The organism is Streptomyces sp. NPDC091412 (assembly GCF_044756885.1).
Classification (GTDB): domain Bacteria; phylum Actinomycetota; class Actinomycetes; order Streptomycetales; family Streptomycetaceae; genus Streptomyces.
The window spans coordinates 753,819-772,215 of record NZ_JBIVTV010000001.1 but is presented as its reverse complement, the minus strand read 5'-3'; the positions used below and the strand labels follow the sequence as shown (position 1 = coordinate 772,215).

The 18,397-nt window shown below is 72.9% G+C and carries 15 protein-coding genes; 8 read left to right on the top strand and 7 right to left on the bottom strand.

The window, feature by feature from the left end:
* Positions 1 to 314: 314 nt before the first annotated feature.
* Positions 315 to 1,460 carry a nicotinate-nucleotide--dimethylbenzimidazole phosphoribosyltransferase gene (gene cobT / locus ACIQMV_RS03480; protein WP_402590777.1) on the bottom strand — a complete coding sequence of 382 codons (1,146 nt, stop codon included), beginning with the start codon at positions 1,458 to 1,460 and terminating at the stop codon, positions 315 to 317.
* Between the two features lie 142 nt (positions 1,461 to 1,602).
* Here cobT and ACIQMV_RS03475 point away from each other — a divergent pair, with 142 nt between their 5' ends.
* Positions 1,603 to 2,685, top strand: a complete 1,083-nt coding sequence (locus ACIQMV_RS03475) for a class I SAM-dependent methyltransferase (RefSeq protein WP_402590776.1) — start codon at positions 1,603 to 1,605, stop codon at positions 2,683 to 2,685.
* 34 nt (positions 2,686 to 2,719) lie between these two features.
* Here ACIQMV_RS03475 and ACIQMV_RS03470 read toward each other — a convergent pair whose 3' ends face one another.
* A complete protein-coding gene (locus ACIQMV_RS03470; protein ID WP_402590775.1) occupies positions 2,720 to 3,922 on the bottom strand; it encodes a bifunctional adenosylcobinamide kinase/adenosylcobinamide-phosphate guanylyltransferase in 1,203 nt (400 codons plus the stop codon).
* A gap of 266 nt (positions 3,923 to 4,188) precedes the next feature.
* Between ACIQMV_RS03470 and ACIQMV_RS03465 the strand changes: the two genes are divergently transcribed.
* Positions 4,189 to 4,407: a hypothetical protein gene (locus ACIQMV_RS03465; protein WP_141361578.1), complete on the top strand. Its 219-nt coding sequence runs from the start codon at positions 4,189 to 4,191 to the stop codon at positions 4,405 to 4,407.
* 37 nt (positions 4,408 to 4,444) lie between these two features.
* Here the strand turns inward: ACIQMV_RS03465 and ACIQMV_RS03460 are convergent, their stop codons facing one another.
* From ACIQMV_RS03460 to ACIQMV_RS03450, 3 genes are all read right to left on the bottom strand, one after another.
* The gene (locus ACIQMV_RS03460) at positions 4,445 to 5,524 is read right to left on the bottom strand and encodes a S1C family serine protease (RefSeq protein WP_402590774.1); all 1,080 of its coding nucleotides are present in this window, start codon (positions 5,522 to 5,524) and stop codon (positions 4,445 to 4,447) included.
* Positions 5,525 to 6,080: 556 nt separating this feature from the next.
* Complete coding sequence (locus ACIQMV_RS03455; protein ID WP_225074470.1) at positions 6,081 to 6,791, bottom strand: bifunctional 2-polyprenyl-6-hydroxyphenol methylase/3-demethylubiquinol 3-O-methyltransferase UbiG; 711 nt, start codon at positions 6,789 to 6,791, stop codon at positions 6,081 to 6,083.
* A gap of 83 nt (positions 6,792 to 6,874) precedes the next feature.
* Entirely contained in the window at positions 6,875 to 7,474 is a 600-nt protein-coding gene (locus ACIQMV_RS03450; protein ID WP_141361584.1) for a DUF3043 domain-containing protein, read from the bottom strand.
* 283 nt (positions 7,475 to 7,757) lie between these two features.
* Between ACIQMV_RS03450 and ACIQMV_RS03445 the strand changes: the two genes are divergently transcribed.
* The 5 genes from ACIQMV_RS03445 to ACIQMV_RS03425 all read left to right on the top strand — a co-directional run bounded on the left by ACIQMV_RS03445 (position 7,758) and on the right by ACIQMV_RS03425 (position 14,304).
* Positions 7,758 to 8,555 (top strand): PspA/IM30 family protein, encoded by a 798-nt coding sequence (locus ACIQMV_RS03445; RefSeq protein ID WP_172632992.1) that lies wholly within the window; start codon positions 7,758 to 7,760, stop codon positions 8,553 to 8,555.
* Between the two features lie 56 nt (positions 8,556 to 8,611).
* The gene (locus ACIQMV_RS03440) at positions 8,612 to 8,890 is read left to right on the top strand and encodes a hypothetical protein (protein ID WP_141361586.1); all 279 of its coding nucleotides are present in this window, start codon (positions 8,612 to 8,614) and stop codon (positions 8,888 to 8,890) included.
* 182 nt (positions 8,891 to 9,072) lie between these two features.
* Positions 9,073 to 10,293, top strand: a complete 1,221-nt coding sequence (locus ACIQMV_RS03435) for a sensor histidine kinase (protein WP_402590773.1) — start codon at positions 9,073 to 9,075, stop codon at positions 10,291 to 10,293.
* Positions 10,290 to 10,973 carry a response regulator gene (locus ACIQMV_RS03430; protein ID WP_402590772.1) on the top strand — a complete coding sequence of 228 codons (684 nt, stop codon included), beginning with the start codon at positions 10,290 to 10,292 and terminating at the stop codon, positions 10,971 to 10,973. The genes ACIQMV_RS03435 and ACIQMV_RS03430 overlap by 4 nt, the downstream gene beginning before the upstream one ends.
* A gap of 211 nt (positions 10,974 to 11,184) precedes the next feature.
* Positions 11,185 to 14,304, top strand: a complete 3,120-nt coding sequence (locus ACIQMV_RS03425) for an efflux RND transporter permease subunit (RefSeq protein ID WP_402590771.1) — start codon at positions 11,185 to 11,187, stop codon at positions 14,302 to 14,304.
* Between the two features lie 90 nt (positions 14,305 to 14,394).
* On the opposite strand, the gene nadA is transcribed toward ACIQMV_RS03425, so the two are convergent.
* Entirely contained in the window at positions 14,395 to 15,579 is a 1,185-nt protein-coding gene (gene nadA / locus ACIQMV_RS03420) for a quinolinate synthase NadA (RefSeq protein WP_401771582.1), read from the bottom strand.
* Between the two features lie 437 nt (positions 15,580 to 16,016).
* On the opposite strand from nadA, the gene erpA reads away from it, so the two are divergent.
* Positions 16,017 to 16,373, top strand: a complete 357-nt coding sequence (gene erpA, locus ACIQMV_RS03415; protein ID WP_402590770.1) for an iron-sulfur cluster insertion protein ErpA — start codon at positions 16,017 to 16,019, stop codon at positions 16,371 to 16,373.
* 102 nt (positions 16,374 to 16,475) lie between these two features.
* On the opposite strand, the gene ACIQMV_RS03410 is transcribed toward erpA, so the two are convergent.
* Positions 16,476 to 18,032, bottom strand: a complete 1,557-nt coding sequence (locus ACIQMV_RS03410; RefSeq protein ID WP_402590975.1) for a hypothetical protein — start codon at positions 18,030 to 18,032, stop codon at positions 16,476 to 16,478.
* Positions 18,033 to 18,397: the final 365 nt, after the last annotated feature.

Here is an 18,397-nt window from a genome sequence, read left to right as displayed (position 1 = left end):
CGTCAGGGTCGCGGTTCCGCCGGGCCGTGCCCGTGCCGCATTGGGCGGCGGCCGGTGTCCGGACGGGGGGTGGGTTCCGTTGCGGGTGCGGGCCGGTGATGTCGGTGGGCGGCGCCCTCGTGGGCGTCCCTTCGCCGCGGCGGGCGGCGAGGACGCCCGGCGGGCGGTGTCGATGGGTTCCCGTGAATGTCCCTTCGCCGGGCGCCGGGGGCGCGGCTCCGCCGGGCCGTGCCCGCGCCGCATTGGGCGGCGGCCGGTGTCCGGTCGGGGCGGGTTCCGTCGAGGGGCAGGAGAGGGCGCCGGCCCTCGCGTGGCTACTCCTCGGCTGCCTTCTCCTCGGCCTTCCCGTCTTCGGCCGCCTTCTCCTCGGGCGCTTCGGCCTCGGTCGCCTTGGTGTCCGGGGCCTCCGGGTCCTCCGGGCGCTCGGGCAGCTCCGCGGCCAGCGCGGCGGCGCTCTGCACCAGGGGCAGCGCCAGCAGAGCCCCCGTCCCCTCGCCGACCCGTACGCCGTGGTCCACGAGCGGCTCCAGCGCCATCCGGTCCAGCGCCTTGGCCTGGCCCGGCTCGCCGCTGTCGTGACCGGCCAGCCACCAGTCCGGCGCCCGGAACGCCACCCGCTGCCCCACCAGCGCGCACGCCGCCGACACCACGCCGTCCAGGATCACCGGCAGCTTCCGCACCGCGCACTGCAACAGGAAACCCGTCATCGCGGCGAGGTCGGCGCCGCCCACCGTGGCCAGCAGCTGCAACTGGTCCCCGAGGACGGGCCGGGCCCGCCGCAGCGCGTCCCTGATCGCCGCGCACTTGCGCATCCACGTCAGGTCGTCGATCGGCTCGCCGCCGCGGCCCGTCACCACCGAGGCGTCCGTCCCGCACAGCGCGGCGATCAGCACGGCGGCCGGCGTGGTCCCGCCGACGCTGATGTCGCCCAGTACCACCAGGTCCGTACCGGAGTCGGCCTCCTCGTCGGCCACCGCCACACCGGCACGGAAGGCGGCCTCCGCCTCCTCGAGGGTCAGCGCGTCCTCGATGTCGACGCGCCCGCTGCCGCGCCGCACCCGGTGCCGTACGACGTCCTCGGGCAGCGACTCGGGCGCGCAGTCCAGCGCCATGTCGACCACCCGCACCGGCACGCCGAGCCGCCGGGCCAGCACGGACACCGGCCGGCCGCCCTCCAGTACCGCCCGTACCAGCTGCTCGGCACCGCCCGCGGGGCGCACCGACACACCCAGTTCCGCGACCCCGTGGTCGCCGGCGAACAGCACCGCCTTCGGCCGTTCGACCGGCCGCACCGGCACGGCGGACTGCGCCGAGGCCAGCCATTCACCCAGGTCGTCCAGACGGCCCAGCGCACCGGGCGGCACGATCTGACGCTCCCGGCGCGCCTCGGCGTCACGGCGCAGGCCGCCGTCCGGGCGCTCGATCAGATCGGTGAAGTCGTCGAGATTCAGCGAGCTCATTCGCCGAACAGTACCGGCCCTGATCCAACCGGGCGGCGCCACATCGCCACCACACCCGTACGGCGTCTTTCCGGCCAAGATCCGGATCCCATACGTTCCCTTTGCAGTGACTTGTTCCGCAGTGACCCACCGGGAGCCGCCCATGCCGCCCCTGCCGTACGCCCCGGGGTTCTACGACCCGCGCCGCCTCGCCTACGCCGCCGAACTCGCCGAGGGCACCGGACGTTTCCAGGAGCCGCCCCGTGCGGACTGCCCGTGGTGCGGCTCCGGTCGGCTGCGCACCCGGCTGCGCGCGCCGGACCTGCTCCAGCACAAGCCGGGCACGTTCACCGTCGACGAATGCCGGGAGTGCGGCCACGCCTTCCAGAACCCCCGGCTCACGGCGGCCGGACTGGCCTTCTACCACCGGGACTTCGACGAGGAGGACCCGGAGGGACTCGCGGCCCCGGTGCTCGTGGCCCGCCGCGGCCGCCGGCGGCACCGGTCCGACGCGCGCCTGATGAGCACCGTGGGGGAGCCGGAGAGCTGGCTGGACGTCGGCACGGGCCACGGCCACTTCCCCGGGGCGGCGCGGGAGGTGTTCCCGTACACCGCCTTCGACGGCCTTGACCCCACCCAGCGCGTGGAGCGGGCCCGCGAGCAGGGGTGGGTCGAGGAGGCCCACGTCGGGCACCTGGCCGACCCGCACATCGCGGAGCGGCTGCGCGGGCGCTACGACGTGGTCAGCGTCTTCCACCACCTGGCCCATGTACCGGATCCCCGTGCGGAGTTGAGGGGCGCCCTCACCGTGCTGCGCCCCGGCGGGCACCTGCTGATCGAACTGCCCGACCCGCACTGCGTGCCCGCCCGGCTGCTGGGCAGGTGGTGGCTGCCGCACGGCCAGCCGCGCCATCTCCACCTGCTGCCGCTGGACAACCTCCGCGCGGAACTGGAGTCCCAGGGCTGCACCATCCTCGCCACCGACCGCCGCACCCCGCACAGACCCAACGACCTGTCGGCGGCCGTCGCCCTGCTCCTCGCCCACGTGCTGCCCGCCACCGACGCCCCCTGGCGCGACAACCCGCCCACCGGCCTCCAGCACACCCTGCGCACCGCCCTGACCGCCCTCGCCGGCCCCCTGGTGAACGCGGTGGCGATCCTGGATCTCCTTCTCTCGCCCCTCCTGCGCCGCGCCCCCGGCCTCTCCAACACCTACCGCGTCGTCGCCCGCCGCCCCCTGCCCTGACCGGCTCTCCCCCCGGCCCGCCGCCCGAACCGGGTCAGCCGCGCAGCACCAGTGCCTGACCGGCCACCACCAGCAGGACGTGTTCGCACTCCGCGGCGAACGCGGCGTTCAGGCGCCCGAGTTCGTCGCGGTAGCGGCGGCCGGAGGCGGTGGCGGGGACGATGCCGGAGCCGACCTCGTTGGAGACCGCCACCACGGTGCGCCGGGTGGCGCGCAGGGCGCCGGTCAGGGCGGTCACCCGTTCGCGCAGGGCGAGTTCGCCGCCGCCCGCCCACTCGGCGTCGTCCCAGGCGCGGACGGAGTCCATCGCGTCCGTCAGCCACAGCGACAGGCAGTCGACGAGCAGCGGCGGGCCGTCCTGCGCCAGCAGCGGCACCAGGTCGCACGTCTCGGTCGTGCGCCACGAGCCCGGCCGCCGCTCCCGGTGCGCGGCCACCCGGGCCGCCCACTCGGTGTCCCCGCCGCGGGTGCCGCCGGTGGCCACGTACAGCACGCCGGGATAGGTCTCCAGCCGCCGCTCGGCCTCCACCGACTTGCCCGACCGCGCCCCGCCGAGCACGAGCGTGCGCCGGGGCACGTCCGGTACGTCCTCGTACGCCCCGACCGCCAGCGTCGTACCGTCCGGCACGGCCCGCGCCCCCGCCGCCGCGAGCCGCCGGCGCAGCTCCGGACCCGGCGGCACGTCGTGGTCGAGGTGGACCGCGACGACGTCCGTGGTCGGCCCCACCGCCCCGACCGCCCGCAGCTTGGCCAGCGCGTCGGGGCGTCCCACCACGTCCGACAGGACCATGTCGTACGTCTCCGCGGAGCCCTCCTCCAGACCGGCCGGCGCGCCGCCCGGCGGCAGGTACAGCAGCCGCCGCCCGTCCGGGCCGGTCACCGCGTACCCGGTGCCGGGGGCGTCCAGCGCCACGGCCCGCACCCGATGCCCTGTCAGCAGCGTCAGCTCCCGCCCGTCCGGCACCCGCTCCGGCTGCGGCAGACCGGCCGGCACCTCGACCGCCGGCCCGTCGTGCGGGTGTGACAGCAGCACCTGCGCCACGCCGCCCAGCGAATGCCCCGCCCGCGCCGCCGCGAACGCCGCGCCGGGGGTCAGGTCCAGCAGCAGCGCCCCGTCCACGAGCAGAGCGGTCGCCGCCCGCGCGTCCGCGCCGAGCGCGGTCGCGCAGGCCGCGCAGGGACAGTCGGGGCGGGGCAGTCCCGCGGGGGCACCGGTGCCGAGCAGAGTCACGTCCACGGACCCGATTTTCGCCTGTCGCCTCGGGTCCCGCGCATCCGGCCAGGGTCTGTACGGCGGATCGTGCCGGGGTCGGTACGGCGGATCGGGCCGACGGGGAAGCGCGGCGCTTGCCGTCGGTCCGGGCGGGCGTGCCTGATCCGGTGTACGGGGGGCATGATCCACCGCACGGGCGGGAAGTTCACGAGAGGCCCTAGGCTGCGGGGCAGGGGGCCGGACCGGGTCCGGCCCGCGCTGTGCAGTGTGCTCACACCAGGGAGGCGTACATGGCGGCATGGACGTGGCGGTTCGAGACGGCCGACGGGACGGAGGTCCAGCCCGCGGTGCAGCCCGAGGAGTTCACCACGCAGGGCGACGCCGAGTCCTGGATCGGGGAGAACTGGAAGGCCCTGCTCGACGGCGGCGCCGACCAGGTGTGGCTGTTCGAGGACGCCAAGGAGATCTACGGCCCGATGAGCCTGCACGCGGACGAGGCCTCGGCGTAGGCGGGCCGGGCGGCCGCCGGTGGCCGGCCGCCCCCGCTCACTGCTCGCCCAGCGTCACGTCCACCGTCTTCTGGCTGCCGTCGCGCGAGAACGTCACCGTGGTCCGCTGGCCCGGCCGGTCGGCGGCGAGCGCCTCCGACAGCGAGGTGATGGTGGTGATGTCCTGGCCGCCGACCTTGGTGATGATGTCTCCGGACCGGATCCCCGCCCGTGCCGCGGCCCCGCCGGCCTTCACGTCCACCACCGCGACCCCGGCGGGCTCGTAGTCCATGCCGACGACGGTGCGTCCGGTGATGTCGAGCGCGGCCCGGCCGGAGTTGACGACCTTGCCGTACCGCACGATCTGCCCGGCGATCGTCTTCACCGTCGACGCCGGGATCGCGAAGCCGATGCCGGGCGCCGCGCTGCCCCCGAGCTGCGGGTCGGCGGCGGCGAGTGTCGGGATTCCGATGACCTGACCGTTCAGGTTCACCAGCGCGCCCCCGCTGTTGCCCGGGTTGATTGCGGCCGACGTCTGCACCATGCCGGCGATCGTGGCCCCCGTGCCGCCGTCGCTCCCCTCGCTGACGGTGCGGCCGGTCGCCGACACGATCCCCTGGGTCACGCTCGACGACAGCCCCAGCGGCGAACCCATGGCCAGGACGATCTGCCCGACCTCGACCTTCCCCGACTCGCCGAAGGTGGCCGCCTTCAGCCCGTGCGGCACCTTGCCCAGCTTGACGACGGCGAGGTCCTGGTCCGGGTACGAGGAGACCAGGGTGGCGGTGAGCGACGTCTCGCTGTTGGCCGTGGTCACGCTGAACGTCTTCCCGGACCCGATGACGTGCGCGTTGGTGACGATGTGCCCCTTGTCGTCGTACACGACCCCGGACCCCAGCTGGTTGCCGGACTGGATCTGCACGACCGACGGCAGTGCCTCCTTGATCACCCGCATGTAGTCGCTCTGCAGGTCGTTCGCCGAGGCCGCGGCGGGTCGGCGGGCGCCGACGGGGTCCTTGGACGCGCCGGTCGTCGCCTGCGGGTCGGCCGCACCGTGGCACCCGGACAGCACCGCGACGCAGCCGACGAGGGCGGCCAGCAGAACGACCGGCCGCGGACCACGGAAGGAGACATCCATACCCCGAGTCTCTCCGCACGCCACGCCCCCGGCTTCCGCTGCTCCCCCGAACGAGCGGCGATCACTGCCCCCCCGACGGCACACCTCGCAGGTCCACGACCGGTGGCCGACGGCGCGCCCCGCACGGCTGCGGCCGGCTGTCAGCGACGCCCCCACACGGGTGCACGGGTCTCCAGCGGCGCCTTCCCACGCAGGTGTGACCGATGGTCGGCTTACGCCTTCGCACGAGTGCGACTGGTCGTCAGCGGCGCTCCCCGTACAGGGCCGGCTGGTCATCAGCGGTGCCTAGCGCCCAGACGCGGCTGATCGTCAGCGCGTACCCCCTGCAGACGTGCGGCCGGTGGTCAGCAGCGCACCCCGTGCAGGTGCAGCGGGTCCTCAGCGGTGCACCTCGCACGGGTGCGGCCAGTCCTCGACGGCGATCCCCGCACAGGCGCGGCCGGCCGGCGGCGGCGTACCCCGTACTCGTCTGGCCGTTGGTCAGCGGCGCGCCCCGTACAGGTGCCGCGGGTTCTCGGCGGCGTGCCGCCCCGCATGGGCGGGCGGCTGTGGGGTGTCAGCCGCGTACGCCGCACAGGTGCAGGAGGGCCGCCACCGCGCGGTAGGGGTCCGTCCGGCCGGCTCGTTCCTCGGCTGCCAGGAGTGTTTCCAGCGTCTCGGTGTCGGCCGGTGGCTCCGCGTCGTCGGCCGCCGTGTCCGTGAAGACGCGCACCCCGTACCAGGTCCGCAGCGGCGCCCCGATCCCCGCGAGCGTCGCCGTCAGGTGTGCGAGCCGGTCCGCCCGCACGTCCAGCCCCAGCCGGTTGCGGTACGCCGTCGTGTCGAACGCGGCCAGTGTCGTCGGCCACTCGCCGGACAGCCCCGGGCGCAGTGCCAGCGCGTCGCCGTTGCGCACCAGCAGCGACAGCAGACCGCCCGGCGCGAGCATCCGCGCCAGCCCCGCGAGCAGCGGGTCCGGCTCCTCGACGTACATCAGCACCCCGTGGCACAGCACCACGTCGAAACTGCCCGGCAGGAAGTGCACGCCGGTGTCCTGGCCGTCGCCCTCGACGATCCGCACCCGCGCCCGGATGCCCTCAGGCTCGGCGGCCAGCGCGGCACGGGCCACGGAGATCATCGTCTGGTCCCGTTCGAGCCCGGTGACCTGGTGCCCGGCCCGGGCCAGCCGCAGCGCCTGCGTGCCCTGGCCCATCCCCACGTCGAGCACCCGCAGCCGCTGCCCGACCGGGAACCGTCCGGCTATCTGCTCGTCGAGCTGCCGGGCCACCAGTTCCTGTCGTACGACATCACGCAGCCCACCCAGTTTGTTCAGCCAGGCGTCCGCGGCACCCTCGGAGAAAGCGGTCGCGCTCAGGGCCGCTCCCCACGCTTGACCTGCGGCTTGGGCAGCCGGAGCCGGCGCATCTGGAGGGAGCGCATCAGGGCGTAGGCGACCGCGCCCCGCTTGTTCTGGTCCGGGAAGCGCTCATTCAGGCGCTTCTTCAGCCGGAAGCCGCTGGCCGCCGAGTCCAGCACGATCAGGACGATCACCACGAGCCACAGCAGCAGCGCGATGTTCTGCAGCGCCGGCACCCGGATCATGCTCAGCACCAGGATGACCACGGCCATCGGCAGGAAGAACTCCGCGATGTTGAACCGCGAGTCGACGAAGTCCCGCGCGAACCGGCGGACCGGGCCCTTGTCGCGGGCCGGCAGATAGCGCTCGTCGCCGCTCGCCAGCGCCTGGCGCTGCCGCTCCAACTGGACTCGGCGCTCCTCGCGCTGCCGCTTCGCGGCATCCTTGCGCGTCATCGACGTGTTGGCGACGCTGCGGCGCTGGGAGCGCGCCTCACTCCGCTTGGGCGTGGGGCGGCCCTTGGGGGCCTGCGGGTCGCGGGTCTGCTTGGAGACGCTCACCGGTGCCTTGTCGGCGACCGGGGTCTTCTCATCCTTGGCACGGCTACGGAACACAAAACCCAAGGGTAAGGGCTTGACCCGCATGGACCCCAGTCCCTCGGGGAACGATCCGGCAACACCGATCGTCTGTAGGGGGACAGAGGGGACGTCGCGACCGTCGTCGCCCGGTGGTCAGGGGGGCATCTCCTCCCTGCGCCGGAGGGGTAGCGGACGCAGTCGTCCTCGGGGATGACCGTATCCGCTCCCGAACAGTGCGGTAATGGTCGCAGGGCCCGTACTGTGGGTTCTGTCGCAGAGCTGTGAGCTGGAGTCCGTCAGAAGGGGGCGCGCGAAGCCCATGAGCGGTGTCATGAAGCGTATGGGGATGATCTTCCGCGCGAAGGCGAACAAGGCCCTTGACCGGGCCGAGGACCCGCGCGAGACCCTCGATTACTCGTACCAGAAGCAGTTGGAGCTACTGCAGAAGGTGCGGCGCGGTGTCGCGGACGTGGCGACCAGCCGCAAGCGTCTGGAGCTCCAGTTGAACCAGCTGCAGCAGCAGTCCGGAAAGCTGGAGGACCAGGGCCGCAAGGCGCTCGCGCTGGGCCGCGAGGACCTGGCCCGCGAGGCGCTCTCCCGCCGTGCCGCGCTTCAGCAGCAGGTGACGGACCTTCAGACGCAGCACGCCACGCTCCAGGGCGAGGAGGAGAAGCTCACCCTGGCGGCCCAGCGCCTGCAGGCCAAGGTCGACGCCTTCCGTACGAAGAAGGAGACCATCAAGGCGACCTACACGGCGGCCCAGGCGCAGACCCGGATCGGCGAGGCGTTCTCCGGCATCTCCGAGGAGATGGGCGACGTCGGCCTGGCCATCCAGCGGGCCGAGGACAAGACCGCGCAGCTCCAGGCCCGGGCCGGCGCGATCGACGAGCTGCTCGCCTCCGGCGCCCTGGACGACCCCTCCGGGCTGGCCAAGGACGACATCCAGACCGAGCTGGACCGGCTCTCCGGTGGTACGGATGTAGAGCTGGAGCTTCAGCGCATGAAGGCGGAGCTGGCCGGCGGCTCGTCCGCGGACCGGCAGGCGATCGAAGGCGGCACGGGCGAGGGCCGGCCCCAGCAGCAGCCGCAGGACACCCCCCGCTTCGACAAGCAGTGAGCCGCGTCGAGGCACGCCATGTCACCGACAGCCGGGGCCACGCCTAGGAGGGCGACATGATCGTACGGATCATGGGAGAGGGACAGGTGAGGCTGGCCGACGGCCACCTCGCCGACCTGAACAAGCTGGACGACGAACTCCTGGCCGAGATGGAGAAGGGCGACGGTCCCGGCTTCCGTCGCACCCTCGCGGCCCTGCTGTCCAGGGTCCGCGAACTGGGCGAGCCCGTGCCGGACGACTCCCTGGAGCCGTCCGACCTGATCCTCCCCGCCGCGGACGCCACCCTGGAGGAGGTCCGGGACCTGCTGAGCGACGACGGACTCATCCCCGGTTGAGACCCGGATGAGGCCCTAGTGACGCCCGAGTGCGGCCCGGTGGGGCCCGGTGAGGCCCGGTGAGGCCCGGTGAGGAAGGACAGCCTGTCCGGGGAGCACGGCAGCCCCCGGACGGGAGCCGTCCCGGGGCCCGCACCCGGCGCCGTCCCCCCGCGGCGCGCGACCCCGTACCGTAGTCAGGCGTGACCACCCTCGACCGCGCCCGATGCCGGCTGAAGGCGCACCCCCTCGCACTGGACGCGGCCCTCGCGGCCGGCGTCCTCGTGTGCATGGTGGTCGGCTCCTTCGTGGGCCCGCGCGGCGACCACGTCGTCAGCTGGGGGGTACGCCGGCCCGAGCTGCTCAGCCTGGTCCTCATGGTCCTCGGCGCCGCCGCCCTCGTCTTCCGCCGCCGCGCCCCCCGCACCGTCCTCGCCGTCGCCGGCACCATGTCCGTCGTCGAGTTCGTCACCGGGGACCCCCGCGCCCCCGTGGCCATGTCCGCCGTGGTCGCCCTCTTCACCGTCGCGGCCGCCACCGACCGCCTCACCACCCTGCGCCTGGGCCTGACCGCCATGACCGTGCTGACCGGCGCCGCCATGCTCGCCGGGCCGATGCCCTGGTACGCGCAGGAGAACCTGGCGATCTTCGCCTGGACCGGCATGGCCGCCGCCGGCGGTGACGCCGTCCGCAGCCGCCGCGCCTTCGTGCACGCCATCAGGGAACGCGCCGAGCGCGCCGAGCGCACCCGTGAGGAGGAGGCCCGCCGCCGCGTCGCCGAGGAGCGCCTGCGCATCGCCCGCGACCTGCACGACGTCGTCGCCCACCACATCGCCCTGGTCAACGTGCAGGCCGGGGTGGCCGCCCACGTCATGGACAAGCGGCCCGACCAGGCCAAGGAGGCCCTCGGCCACGTCCGGGAGGCCAGCCGCTCCGCGCTCGACGAACTGAGGGCCACCGTGGGCCTGCTCCGGCAGTCCGGCGACCCGGAGGCCCCCACGGAACCGGCCCCCGGCCTGGACCGCCTCGACGACCTCGCCGGCACCTTCCGCAGCGCCGGACTGCATGTCGAGGTCGCCCGCGCCGACCACGGCACCACCCTGCCGGCCGCCGTGGACCTGGCCGCGTTCCGGGTCATCCAGGAGGCGCTCACCAATGTGCAGAAGCACGCGGGCACCCACGCGAAGGCCGAGGTCAGCGTCGTACGCGTCGGACCGCACATCGAGATCACGGTCCTGGACGACGGGGCCGGCGAGGCCGTAGAACCGCAGGCGGGCGGCGGACACGGGCTGCTGGGCATGCGGGAGCGGGTCACCGCCCTGGCCGGCGCCCTCACCACCGGCCCCCGCTACGGGGGCGGCTTCCGCGTCCATGCGATCCTGCCGGTCGAGACCCGTACGCGTGCCCCGGGGGACCCCGCATGACGATCCGTGTCCTGCTCGCCGACGACCAGGCGCTGCTGCGCAGTGCCTTCCGGGTGCTCGTCGACTCCGAGCCCGACATGGAGGTGGTGGGGGAGGCGTCCGACGGCGCGGAGGCGGTACGGCTCGCCAAGGAGCAGCGGGCCGACGTGGTGCTGATGGACATCCGCATGCCCGGCACCGACGGCCTCGCGGCCACCCGCATGATCAGCTCCGACCCCTCCCTCGCCCAGGTGCACGTGGTCATCCTCACCACCTTCGAGGTGGACGACTACGTGGTGCGCTCGTTGCGCGCGGGCGCCAGCGGCTTCCTCGGCAAGGGCAGCGAACCCGAGGAACTGCTGAGCGCCATCCGGATCGCGGCGCAGGGCGACGCGCTGCTGTCCCCGGTGGCCACCAAGGGTCTGATCGCCCGCTTCCTCGCGCAGGCCGGCGCGTCGGACGACGGCCGCGACCAGGCCCGGCCCACGCGGCTGGACGCGCTGACCGTGCGGGAGCGCGAGGTGCTCGTCCAGGTCGCCGGCGGATACTCCAACGACGAGATCGCCGAGCGCCTGGAGGTCAGCCCGCTGACCGTGAAGACCCATGTCAACCGGGCCATGGCCAAGCTCGGCGCCCGCGACCGGGCCCAACTCGTCGTCATCGCCTACGAGTCCGGACTGGTGCGTCCCAGGCCGCAGTGAGCGGCCCGTACGGCCGCACCCGGCCCGGCACGGCGGGTACGTCCAGGGGTGGAGCGCGGTGCACACGCGCGTACTGCGCAGGGAGTAGGAGCCCCGGGCGGAAATGGACCAGGGGGCTACGGATCGCCGTCCGCGCATGCCCGAAGGTGTAGGGGTGGCGCCCCCTGCGCGCCCGTGCCGCCCGCCGCTCACAGAATAGAGACCCTGACCCATGTCCTGGCTGTCCAGATTCAGCCTCGCGCAACGGGCCCTGATCGGGCTGATGTCGATCATCGCGCTCGTCTTCGGGGCGATCGCGATACCCCAGCTCAAGCAGCAGCTGCTGCCCACCATCGAGCTTCCCGTGGTGTCCGTGCTGGCGCCCTACCAGGGTGCGTCCCCGGACGTCGTGGAGAAGCAGGTCGTCGAGCCGCTCGAGAACAGCCTCAAGGCCGTCGACGGCATCACCGGCGTCACCTCCACGGCCAGCGAGGGCAACGCCGTGATCATGGCGTCCTTCGACTACGGCAACAACACCAAGCAGCTCGTCGCCGACGTCCAGCAGGCCGTCAACCGGGCCCGCGCCCAGCTCCCGAGCGACGTCGACCCGCAGGTGGTGGCCGGCTCCACCGACGACATGCCCACCGTCGTCCTCGCCGTCACCTCCGACAAGGACCAGCAGGCCCTGGCCGACCAGCTCGACAAGTCGGTCGTACCGGAGCTGAAGAAGATCGACGGCGTCGGCCAGGTCTCCGTCGACGGCGTACGCGACCTCCAGGTCACCGTCACCCCGGACGACAAGAAGCTCGCCGCGGCCGGACTGGGCTCCGCCGCCCTGAGCCAGGCGCTCCAGGCGGGCGGCGCCACCCTCCCGGCCGGTTCCTTCGACGAGAACGGCGCCAACCGCACCGTCCAGGTCGGCGGCGGCTTCACCTCGCTGAAGCAGATCCAGGACCTGATGGTCGCCGGCGAGGGCCCGGGTGCCGGTGCGGGCGCGAAGAAGCCGGTCCGGCTCGGCGACGTCGCCACCGTCAAGCAGGAGCCGGCCAAGGCCGACTCCATCACCCGCACCGACGGCAAGCCGAGCCTCTCCGTCGTCGTCACCATGGACCACGACGGCAGCGCGGTCGCCATCTCGAACGCCGTCGAGGACAAGCTGCCCGCCCTGCACGACGCGCTCGGCTCCGGGGCGAAGATCACCGTCGTCAGCGACCAGGGCCCGGCCGTGGCCAAGGCCATCGACGGCCTGACCACCGAGGGCGCGCTCGGCCTGCTCTTCGCGGTCCTGGTCATCCTGGCCTTCCTGGCCTCGGTCCGCTCCACGCTCGTGACGGCGGTGTCCATCCCGCTCTCCGTCGTCCTCGCGCTGATCGTGCTGTGGACCCGCGACCTGTCGCTGAACATGCTGACGCTGGGCGCGCTGACCATCGCCATCGGCCGGGTCGTCGACGACTCGATCGTGGTCCTGGAGAACATCAAGCGCCACCTCGGCTACGGCGAGGAGCGCCGCGAGGCCATCCTCACCGCGGTGCGCGAGGTGGCCGGCGCGGTGACGTCCTCCACGCTCACCACGGTCGCCGTGTTCCTGCCGATCGGCCTGGTCGGCGGCATGGTGGGCGAGCTGTTCGGCCCGTTCAGCCTCACCGTCACCGCGGCCCTGCTCGCCTCGCTGCTGGTGTCGCTGACGGTCGTGCCGGTGCTGTCGTACTGGTTCCTGCGCGCGCCGAAGGGCACGCCCGCCCAGGCCGAGGAGGCCCGCCGCCGGGCCGAGGAGAAGGAGGCCGCCAGCCGCCTCCAGCGCCTCTACGTCCCCGTCCTGCGCTTCGCCACCCGGCGGCGGCTGACCAGCGTGCTGATCGCGGTCGTCGTCCTGTTCGTCACCTTCGGCATGACCCCGCTGCTGAAGACGAACTTCTTCGACGCCGGCGACCAGAAGGTCCTCAGCGTCAAGCAGCAGCTGAAGCCGGGCACCAGCCTGGCGGCGACGGACGCCGCGGCCCGCAAGGTCGAGCGCGAGCTCGCCGGGGTCGACGGGGTCAAGGACTATCAGGTCACGATCGGCTCCTCCGGCTTCATGGCGGCCTTCGGCGGCGGCACGGACACCAACCGCGCCTCCTACCAGGTGATGATCGAGGACTCCGCGTCCGCCGACGACGTGCGCACCCGCATCGAGGACCGCCTGCACAAGCTGTCCGGCATCGGCACCACCACGATCGCGGCCGGCAGCGGCTTCGGCGACCAGGACCTGAAGGTGGTCGTCAAGGCGGGCGACTCCGACGCGCTGAGTCAGGCCGCCGAGCAGGTCCGCACGGCGGTCGCCGGGCTGAAGGACGTCACCGACGTCACCAGCAACCTGTCGCAGAGCGTGCCGCGCATCTCGGTGCGGGCCAACTCCAAGGCGGCGGCGGCCGGCTTCACCGACCAGAGCCTCGGCATGGCCGTCGCCCAGGCGGTCAAGGGCACCACCGCGGCCAAGGCGATGCTGGACGACACCGAGCGCAACGTCGTGATCCGGTCGGCCAAGCCGGCGACGACCCTGGACGAGCTGAAGAACCTGCGGCTCGGCCCGGTGAAGCTCGGTGACATCGCGACCGTCAAGCTGGTCGACGGGCCGGTGTCGATGACCCGGATCGACGGTCAGCGCGCCGCCACGATCACGGCCAAGCCGACCGGTGACAACACCGGCGCGGTCAGCACGGACCTCCAGTCCAAGATCAGCTCGCTGAAGCTGCCCGCGGGCGCGACGGCCGAGATCGGGGGCGTCACCTCCGACCAGAGCGACGCCTTCAAGAACCTGGGCCTGGCCATGCTGGCGGCGATCGCGATCGTCTTCATGCTGCTGGTCGCGACCTTCCGCTCGCTGGCCCAGCCGCTGATCCTGCTGGTCTCCATCCCGTTCGCGGCCACCGGCGCGCTCGGTCTGCTGATCCTCACGGGCACGCCGATGGGCGTCCCGGCGATGATCGGCATGCTGATGCTGATCGGCATCGTGGTGACCAACGCGATCGTGCTGATCGACCTCGTCAACCAGTACCGCGAGCGCGGGTACGGGATCGTCGAGGCCGTGGTGGAAGGCGGCCGTCACCGGCTGCGCCCCATCCTCATGACGGCCCTGGCCACGATCTTCGCCCTGCTCCCGATGGCCCTGGGCGTCACCGGCGAGGGTGGTTTCATCGCCCAGCCGCTGGCCGTGGTCGTGATCGGCGGCCTGATCACCTCCACCCTGCTGACCCTGCTGCTGGTCCCGACGCTCTACGCCATGCTGGAGCTCCGCAAGGAGCGCCGCGCGAAGAAGCGCGAGGCGAAGCGGGCGGCAGGCGAGGAGAAGGTGCTGGAACCCGCCGGCGTGTAGGCACACCGTGTGAGCAAACGCGGAAGGCCCGGTCCACGCTCGTGGGCCGGGCCTTTCCCGTACGAACCGCGTCCGTGCGGGCCGGAGCCGCTACGGCAGTGCCAGCATGCGCTCCAGGGCGAGCTTTGCGTGGCCTTCCGTCTCCTTGTCCACCTGGATGCGGTTGACCAGGTTGCCCTCGGCCAGGGACTCCAGGGCCCAGACCAGGTGGGGCAGGTCGATGCGGTTCATCGTGGAGCAGAAGCAGACCGTCTTGTCGAGGAAGACGATCTCCTTGTCCTCGGAGGCGTAACGGTTCGCCAGCCGGCGCACCAGGTTCAGCTCCGTGCCGATGGCCCACTTGGAGCCGGCCGGCGCGGCGTCGAGCTTGTTGATGATGTACTCGGTCGACCCGACGTAGTCCGCCGCAGCCACGACCTCGTGCCGGCACTCGGGGTGCACCAGCACGTTCACCTCGGGGATCCGCTCCCGGACGTCGTTCACCGAGTCCAGGCTGAAGCGGCCGTGCACCGAGCAGTGGCCCCGCCACAGGATCATCTTCGCCGCCCGCAGCTCCTCGGCGGTCAGTCCGCCGTTCGGCTTGTGCGGGTTGTAGACGACGCAGTCGTCCAGCGACATGCCCATGTCCCGTACGGCCGTGTTCCGGCCGAGGTGCTGGTCGGGCAGGAACAGGATCTTCTCGCCCTGCTGGAAGGCCCACTCCAGCGCCCGCTGGGCGTTCGACGACGTACAGATGGTGCCGCCGTGCTTGCCCGTGAAGGCCTTGATGTCGGCGGAGGAGTTCATGTACGACACCGGGACGACCTGGTCGGCGATCCCGGCCTCGGTGAGCACGTCCCAGCACTCGGCGACCTGCTCGGCGGTGGCCATGTCGGCCATGGAGCAGCCGGCCGCCAGGTCCGGCAGGACGACCTTCTGCTCGTCGGAGGTCAGGATGTCCGCGGACTCGGCCATGAAGTGCACACCGCAGAACACGATGTACTCGGCCTCCGGGCGCGCGGCCGCCTCCCGGGCCAGCTTGAAGGAGTCGCCCGTGACGTCGGCGAACTGGATGACCTCGTCGCGCTGGTAGTGGTGGCCGAGCACGAAGACCTTGCTGCCGAGCTTCTCCTTGGCCGCGCGGGCTCGCGCCACCAGGTCCGGGTCGGACGGGGCGGGCAGGTCACCGGGGCACTCGACGCCGCGCTCGCTCTTCGGGTCGGCCTCGCGGCCGAGAAGCAGGAGGGCGAGCGGGGTCGGCTGGACGTCGAGGTCCTGGGTCTGGGCGGTGGTCACGACACGCACCCTTTCTACTTTTCGTCGAACTGACGCTATCAATCATAGCTGCTTCACGTCACTTTGACGATCGTCATAGTGTCCATGTGACGTGAATCCCGGCATCCGGGCTGTCCACATCGGCCTCAACCCGCGCTGTCCCTACTGGCCTGAACCCGGCCTGAACCCGGCCTGAACCCGGCCTGAACCCGGCCTGAACCCGGCCTGTACCGGCCTTGAACCCGGTCGGGGCCCAGCGCCGGTCCGAGTGGGGTCCGCCGGCACCCCGGCGGCCTCCGTCCACAGGCCGCTGTCCGCTTTCCCACCCGTGTGCGAGCATGAGGTGGACGAGCCTGGAGCAGAAGAGAAAAAGCACGCGCCCGGCCCGGAATGATTCCGCGGCCTTGCCGGTTGCACTCGTCGGCAAGCAGTCTCCGTACAACCCGGGAGAGATGTAGATGTCCGTATCGGACGAGACCACCACCGTCACCGACGGCATCATCCTGACCGACGCCGCCGCGTCCAAGGTCAAGGCCCTGCTCGACCAGGAAGGCCGTGACGATCTCGCCCTGCGCGTCGCCGTCCAGCCCGGCGGCTGCTCCGGCCTGCGCTACCAGCTCTTCTTCGACGAGCGTTCCCTCGACGGCGACGTGGAGAAGGACTTCGGCGGGGTCAAGGTCGTCACCGACCGCATGAGCGCCCCCTACCTGATCGGCGCCACCATCGACTTCGTGGACACGATCGAGAAGCAGGGCTTCACGATCGACAACCCGAACGCGACCGGTTCCTGCGCCTGCGGCGACTCCTTCAGCTGATCCGGGCACGGCAGGACACAGAAGGCGGCGGCCCCTTTGCGGGTCCGCCGCCTTCCTGTTCTTCCTGTGTTCCGCCCGTTCGCCCGCAGGTCCGCGCGGGCGTCAGCGGGCGAGCGAGGGCGACCCCGGCAGCCGTGCCCCCGGCCGCTCCAGGGGGATCTCCCGCCCGTCCGTGCCGACCACCTTCCGGTCGCCGAGCGGCCGGTCCAGGTGCACGGTGCGGTGGTACACCTTGGCGATCAGGATGCAGACCGTGTCCGGCTGCTGGGTCTGGGTCACCGTGACCGTCACCCGGCCGGAGCTCTCCCGCGCCGACGCCCGGTAGTCGGCGCACACCCCGCCCTCGAAGCGGACGGTGAGCTCCTCGCCCTCGGTGCGGTAGCCGGTCACCTTCACGTCACGCGTGACCGGGGCGCCGTCCGAGCGCCTCGGCTCCGGACTCGACTGCCCGGACGGCGGCGCCGACGAGGTCAGGTACTCGGGGGCGACGGCCGGATACGTCACCGTGGTGCGGGCGCCCTGCCCGGCCGGTGCCTGTACCTCGAACAGCCAGGACGGGACGAGCATCCGCTGCCCCCCGGAGGAGTGCGCGGCCAGACCGAAGACCGCCTTGCCGATCGTGACGGCGTTCTCCGGGGCGGGGGCCTCCGTGGCGAGGGCGGAGCCCGACGTTCCGCACGGCGCCTCCAGACGGTCCTTGTGCGGTACGGGACTGGCGCAGCCGCCGGTGCCCATGCGGTGGTCGGCCCGCGGGGCGGTGTTCATCAGGTCCAGCGTCCTGCGCGCGCTCAGCACGGGGTAGGTATCGCCCTTCACCGGCGCCTTCAGCTGACCGCTGCCGCCGATCACCTCGCCCTGCCGCCCGATGCTCAGGCCGGTCGTCCAGCCGTACGTGGGCAGCCCGCCGACCAGCGGATCGGCATTGACGACCCGCTGGTCGCCCATGATCTGGGCCGCGTCCACCTTGGCGTCGTCCTGTCCCAGGGCCTTGAGCACCGGGGCCGCCGCCTTCAGCGCCGCCGCCGCGCTCACCGGGTGGACGGGCGGGGCCGCCGGGTCGTGCCCGCACAGCGCGCCCTTGCAGTCGTCGGTGCCGGGCGCGTACCGGCTGAACGTCCAGGACCCCGGCGCGGTCCGCTCGACGCGCAGGACCGGCCCGGAACCGTCCTTCCCGGACCCGACCCGCCACGCCTGGGCGTCGGCCACGGGTGTCCCGTCGACGCCGAGTGCCTCGGCGAGCTTGGCCACCTCGTCCCGGGTGACCTCGCCCCGCGCCCGGTACACCGGCGCGGAGCCGGGCCCCTCGGGCAGTGGCCCGGTGACCCGGTAGGTCGTGCCGTAGGGGTTGGGCTCACCGGGCGCGATGCCGTTCGTACCGCCGTCACCGGCTCCGGCGCCCGGGGCGGAGTACCCGTCGAGGACCAGCGGCCTCGGTGTCCCGTGCCCACCGGGCACCGCCGCCCCGTCCGTACGCCCACCGGGATCCGCGGCGAGCACGACCCCACCGCCACCCACCAGCAACACGGCGGCGGCAACGGAGGCGATCACCACGGGCGACCGCCCCAGGGTCCGCTTCCCGCCGGGCCGGCCGCCATGCTCCGAGTCGCCGGTGACGTCCGGCACCTCAGAAACGTGCGGAGGCTCCGGGGCCTCGGGGATCTGCGGGGTCTCCGGGACTTCGGCCCCCTGCGGGACCTGCGGGACCTGCGGGGGCTTGGGGGCCTCCGGGACGTGCGGCGCCTTGTCCGAGCCCACCGACCCCTGCGAGGCTCCCGCGGTAACAGGGACCTGTGGGGCCTCCGAGACCTTCGCGTCATCCGGGCCGCGGCCCTCCGTCGTGCCCTTCGGCACCTGCGTGACCGCGCCCCCGGTCCCACTCGCCGACTCGGACCCGGCCTCGGCCCCGACCTCAGTCTCGGCTCCGGCTCCGGCCCTGCGCCCCGCCCCGGCCTCGGCCTCGGACCTGACATCGGCCCCGGACCTGACGTCGGCCCCGGACTCGGCCTCGGGCTGCGACCGGGCTT

Bases quoted from the DNA above. Each gene is read 5' to 3' on its own strand.
- cobT (WP_402590777.1), bottom strand. From the start codon at position 1,460: ATGAGCTCGCTGAATCTCGACGACTTCACCGATCTGATCGAGCGCCCG.
- ACIQMV_RS03475 (WP_402590776.1), top strand. From the start codon at position 1,603: ATGCCGCCCCTGCCGTACGCCCCGGGGTTCTACGACCCGCGCCGCCTC.
- ACIQMV_RS03465 (WP_141361578.1), top strand. From the start codon at position 4,189: ATGGCGGCATGGACGTGGCGGTTCGAGACGGCCGACGGGACGGAGGTC.
- ACIQMV_RS03460 (WP_402590774.1), bottom strand. From the start codon at position 5,524: ATGGATGTCTCCTTCCGTGGTCCGCGGCCGGTCGTTCTGCTGGCCGCC.
- ACIQMV_RS03445 (WP_172632992.1), top strand. From the start codon at position 7,758: ATGAGCGGTGTCATGAAGCGTATGGGGATGATCTTCCGCGCGAAGGCG.
- ACIQMV_RS03440 (WP_141361586.1), top strand. From the start codon at position 8,612: ATGATCGTACGGATCATGGGAGAGGGACAGGTGAGGCTGGCCGACGGC.
- ACIQMV_RS03430 (WP_402590772.1), top strand. From the start codon at position 10,290: ATGACGATCCGTGTCCTGCTCGCCGACGACCAGGCGCTGCTGCGCAGT.
- ACIQMV_RS03425 (WP_402590771.1), top strand. From the start codon at position 11,185: ATGTCCTGGCTGTCCAGATTCAGCCTCGCGCAACGGGCCCTGATCGGG.
- erpA (WP_402590770.1), top strand. From the start codon at position 16,017: ATGTCCGTATCGGACGAGACCACCACCGTCACCGACGGCATCATCCTG.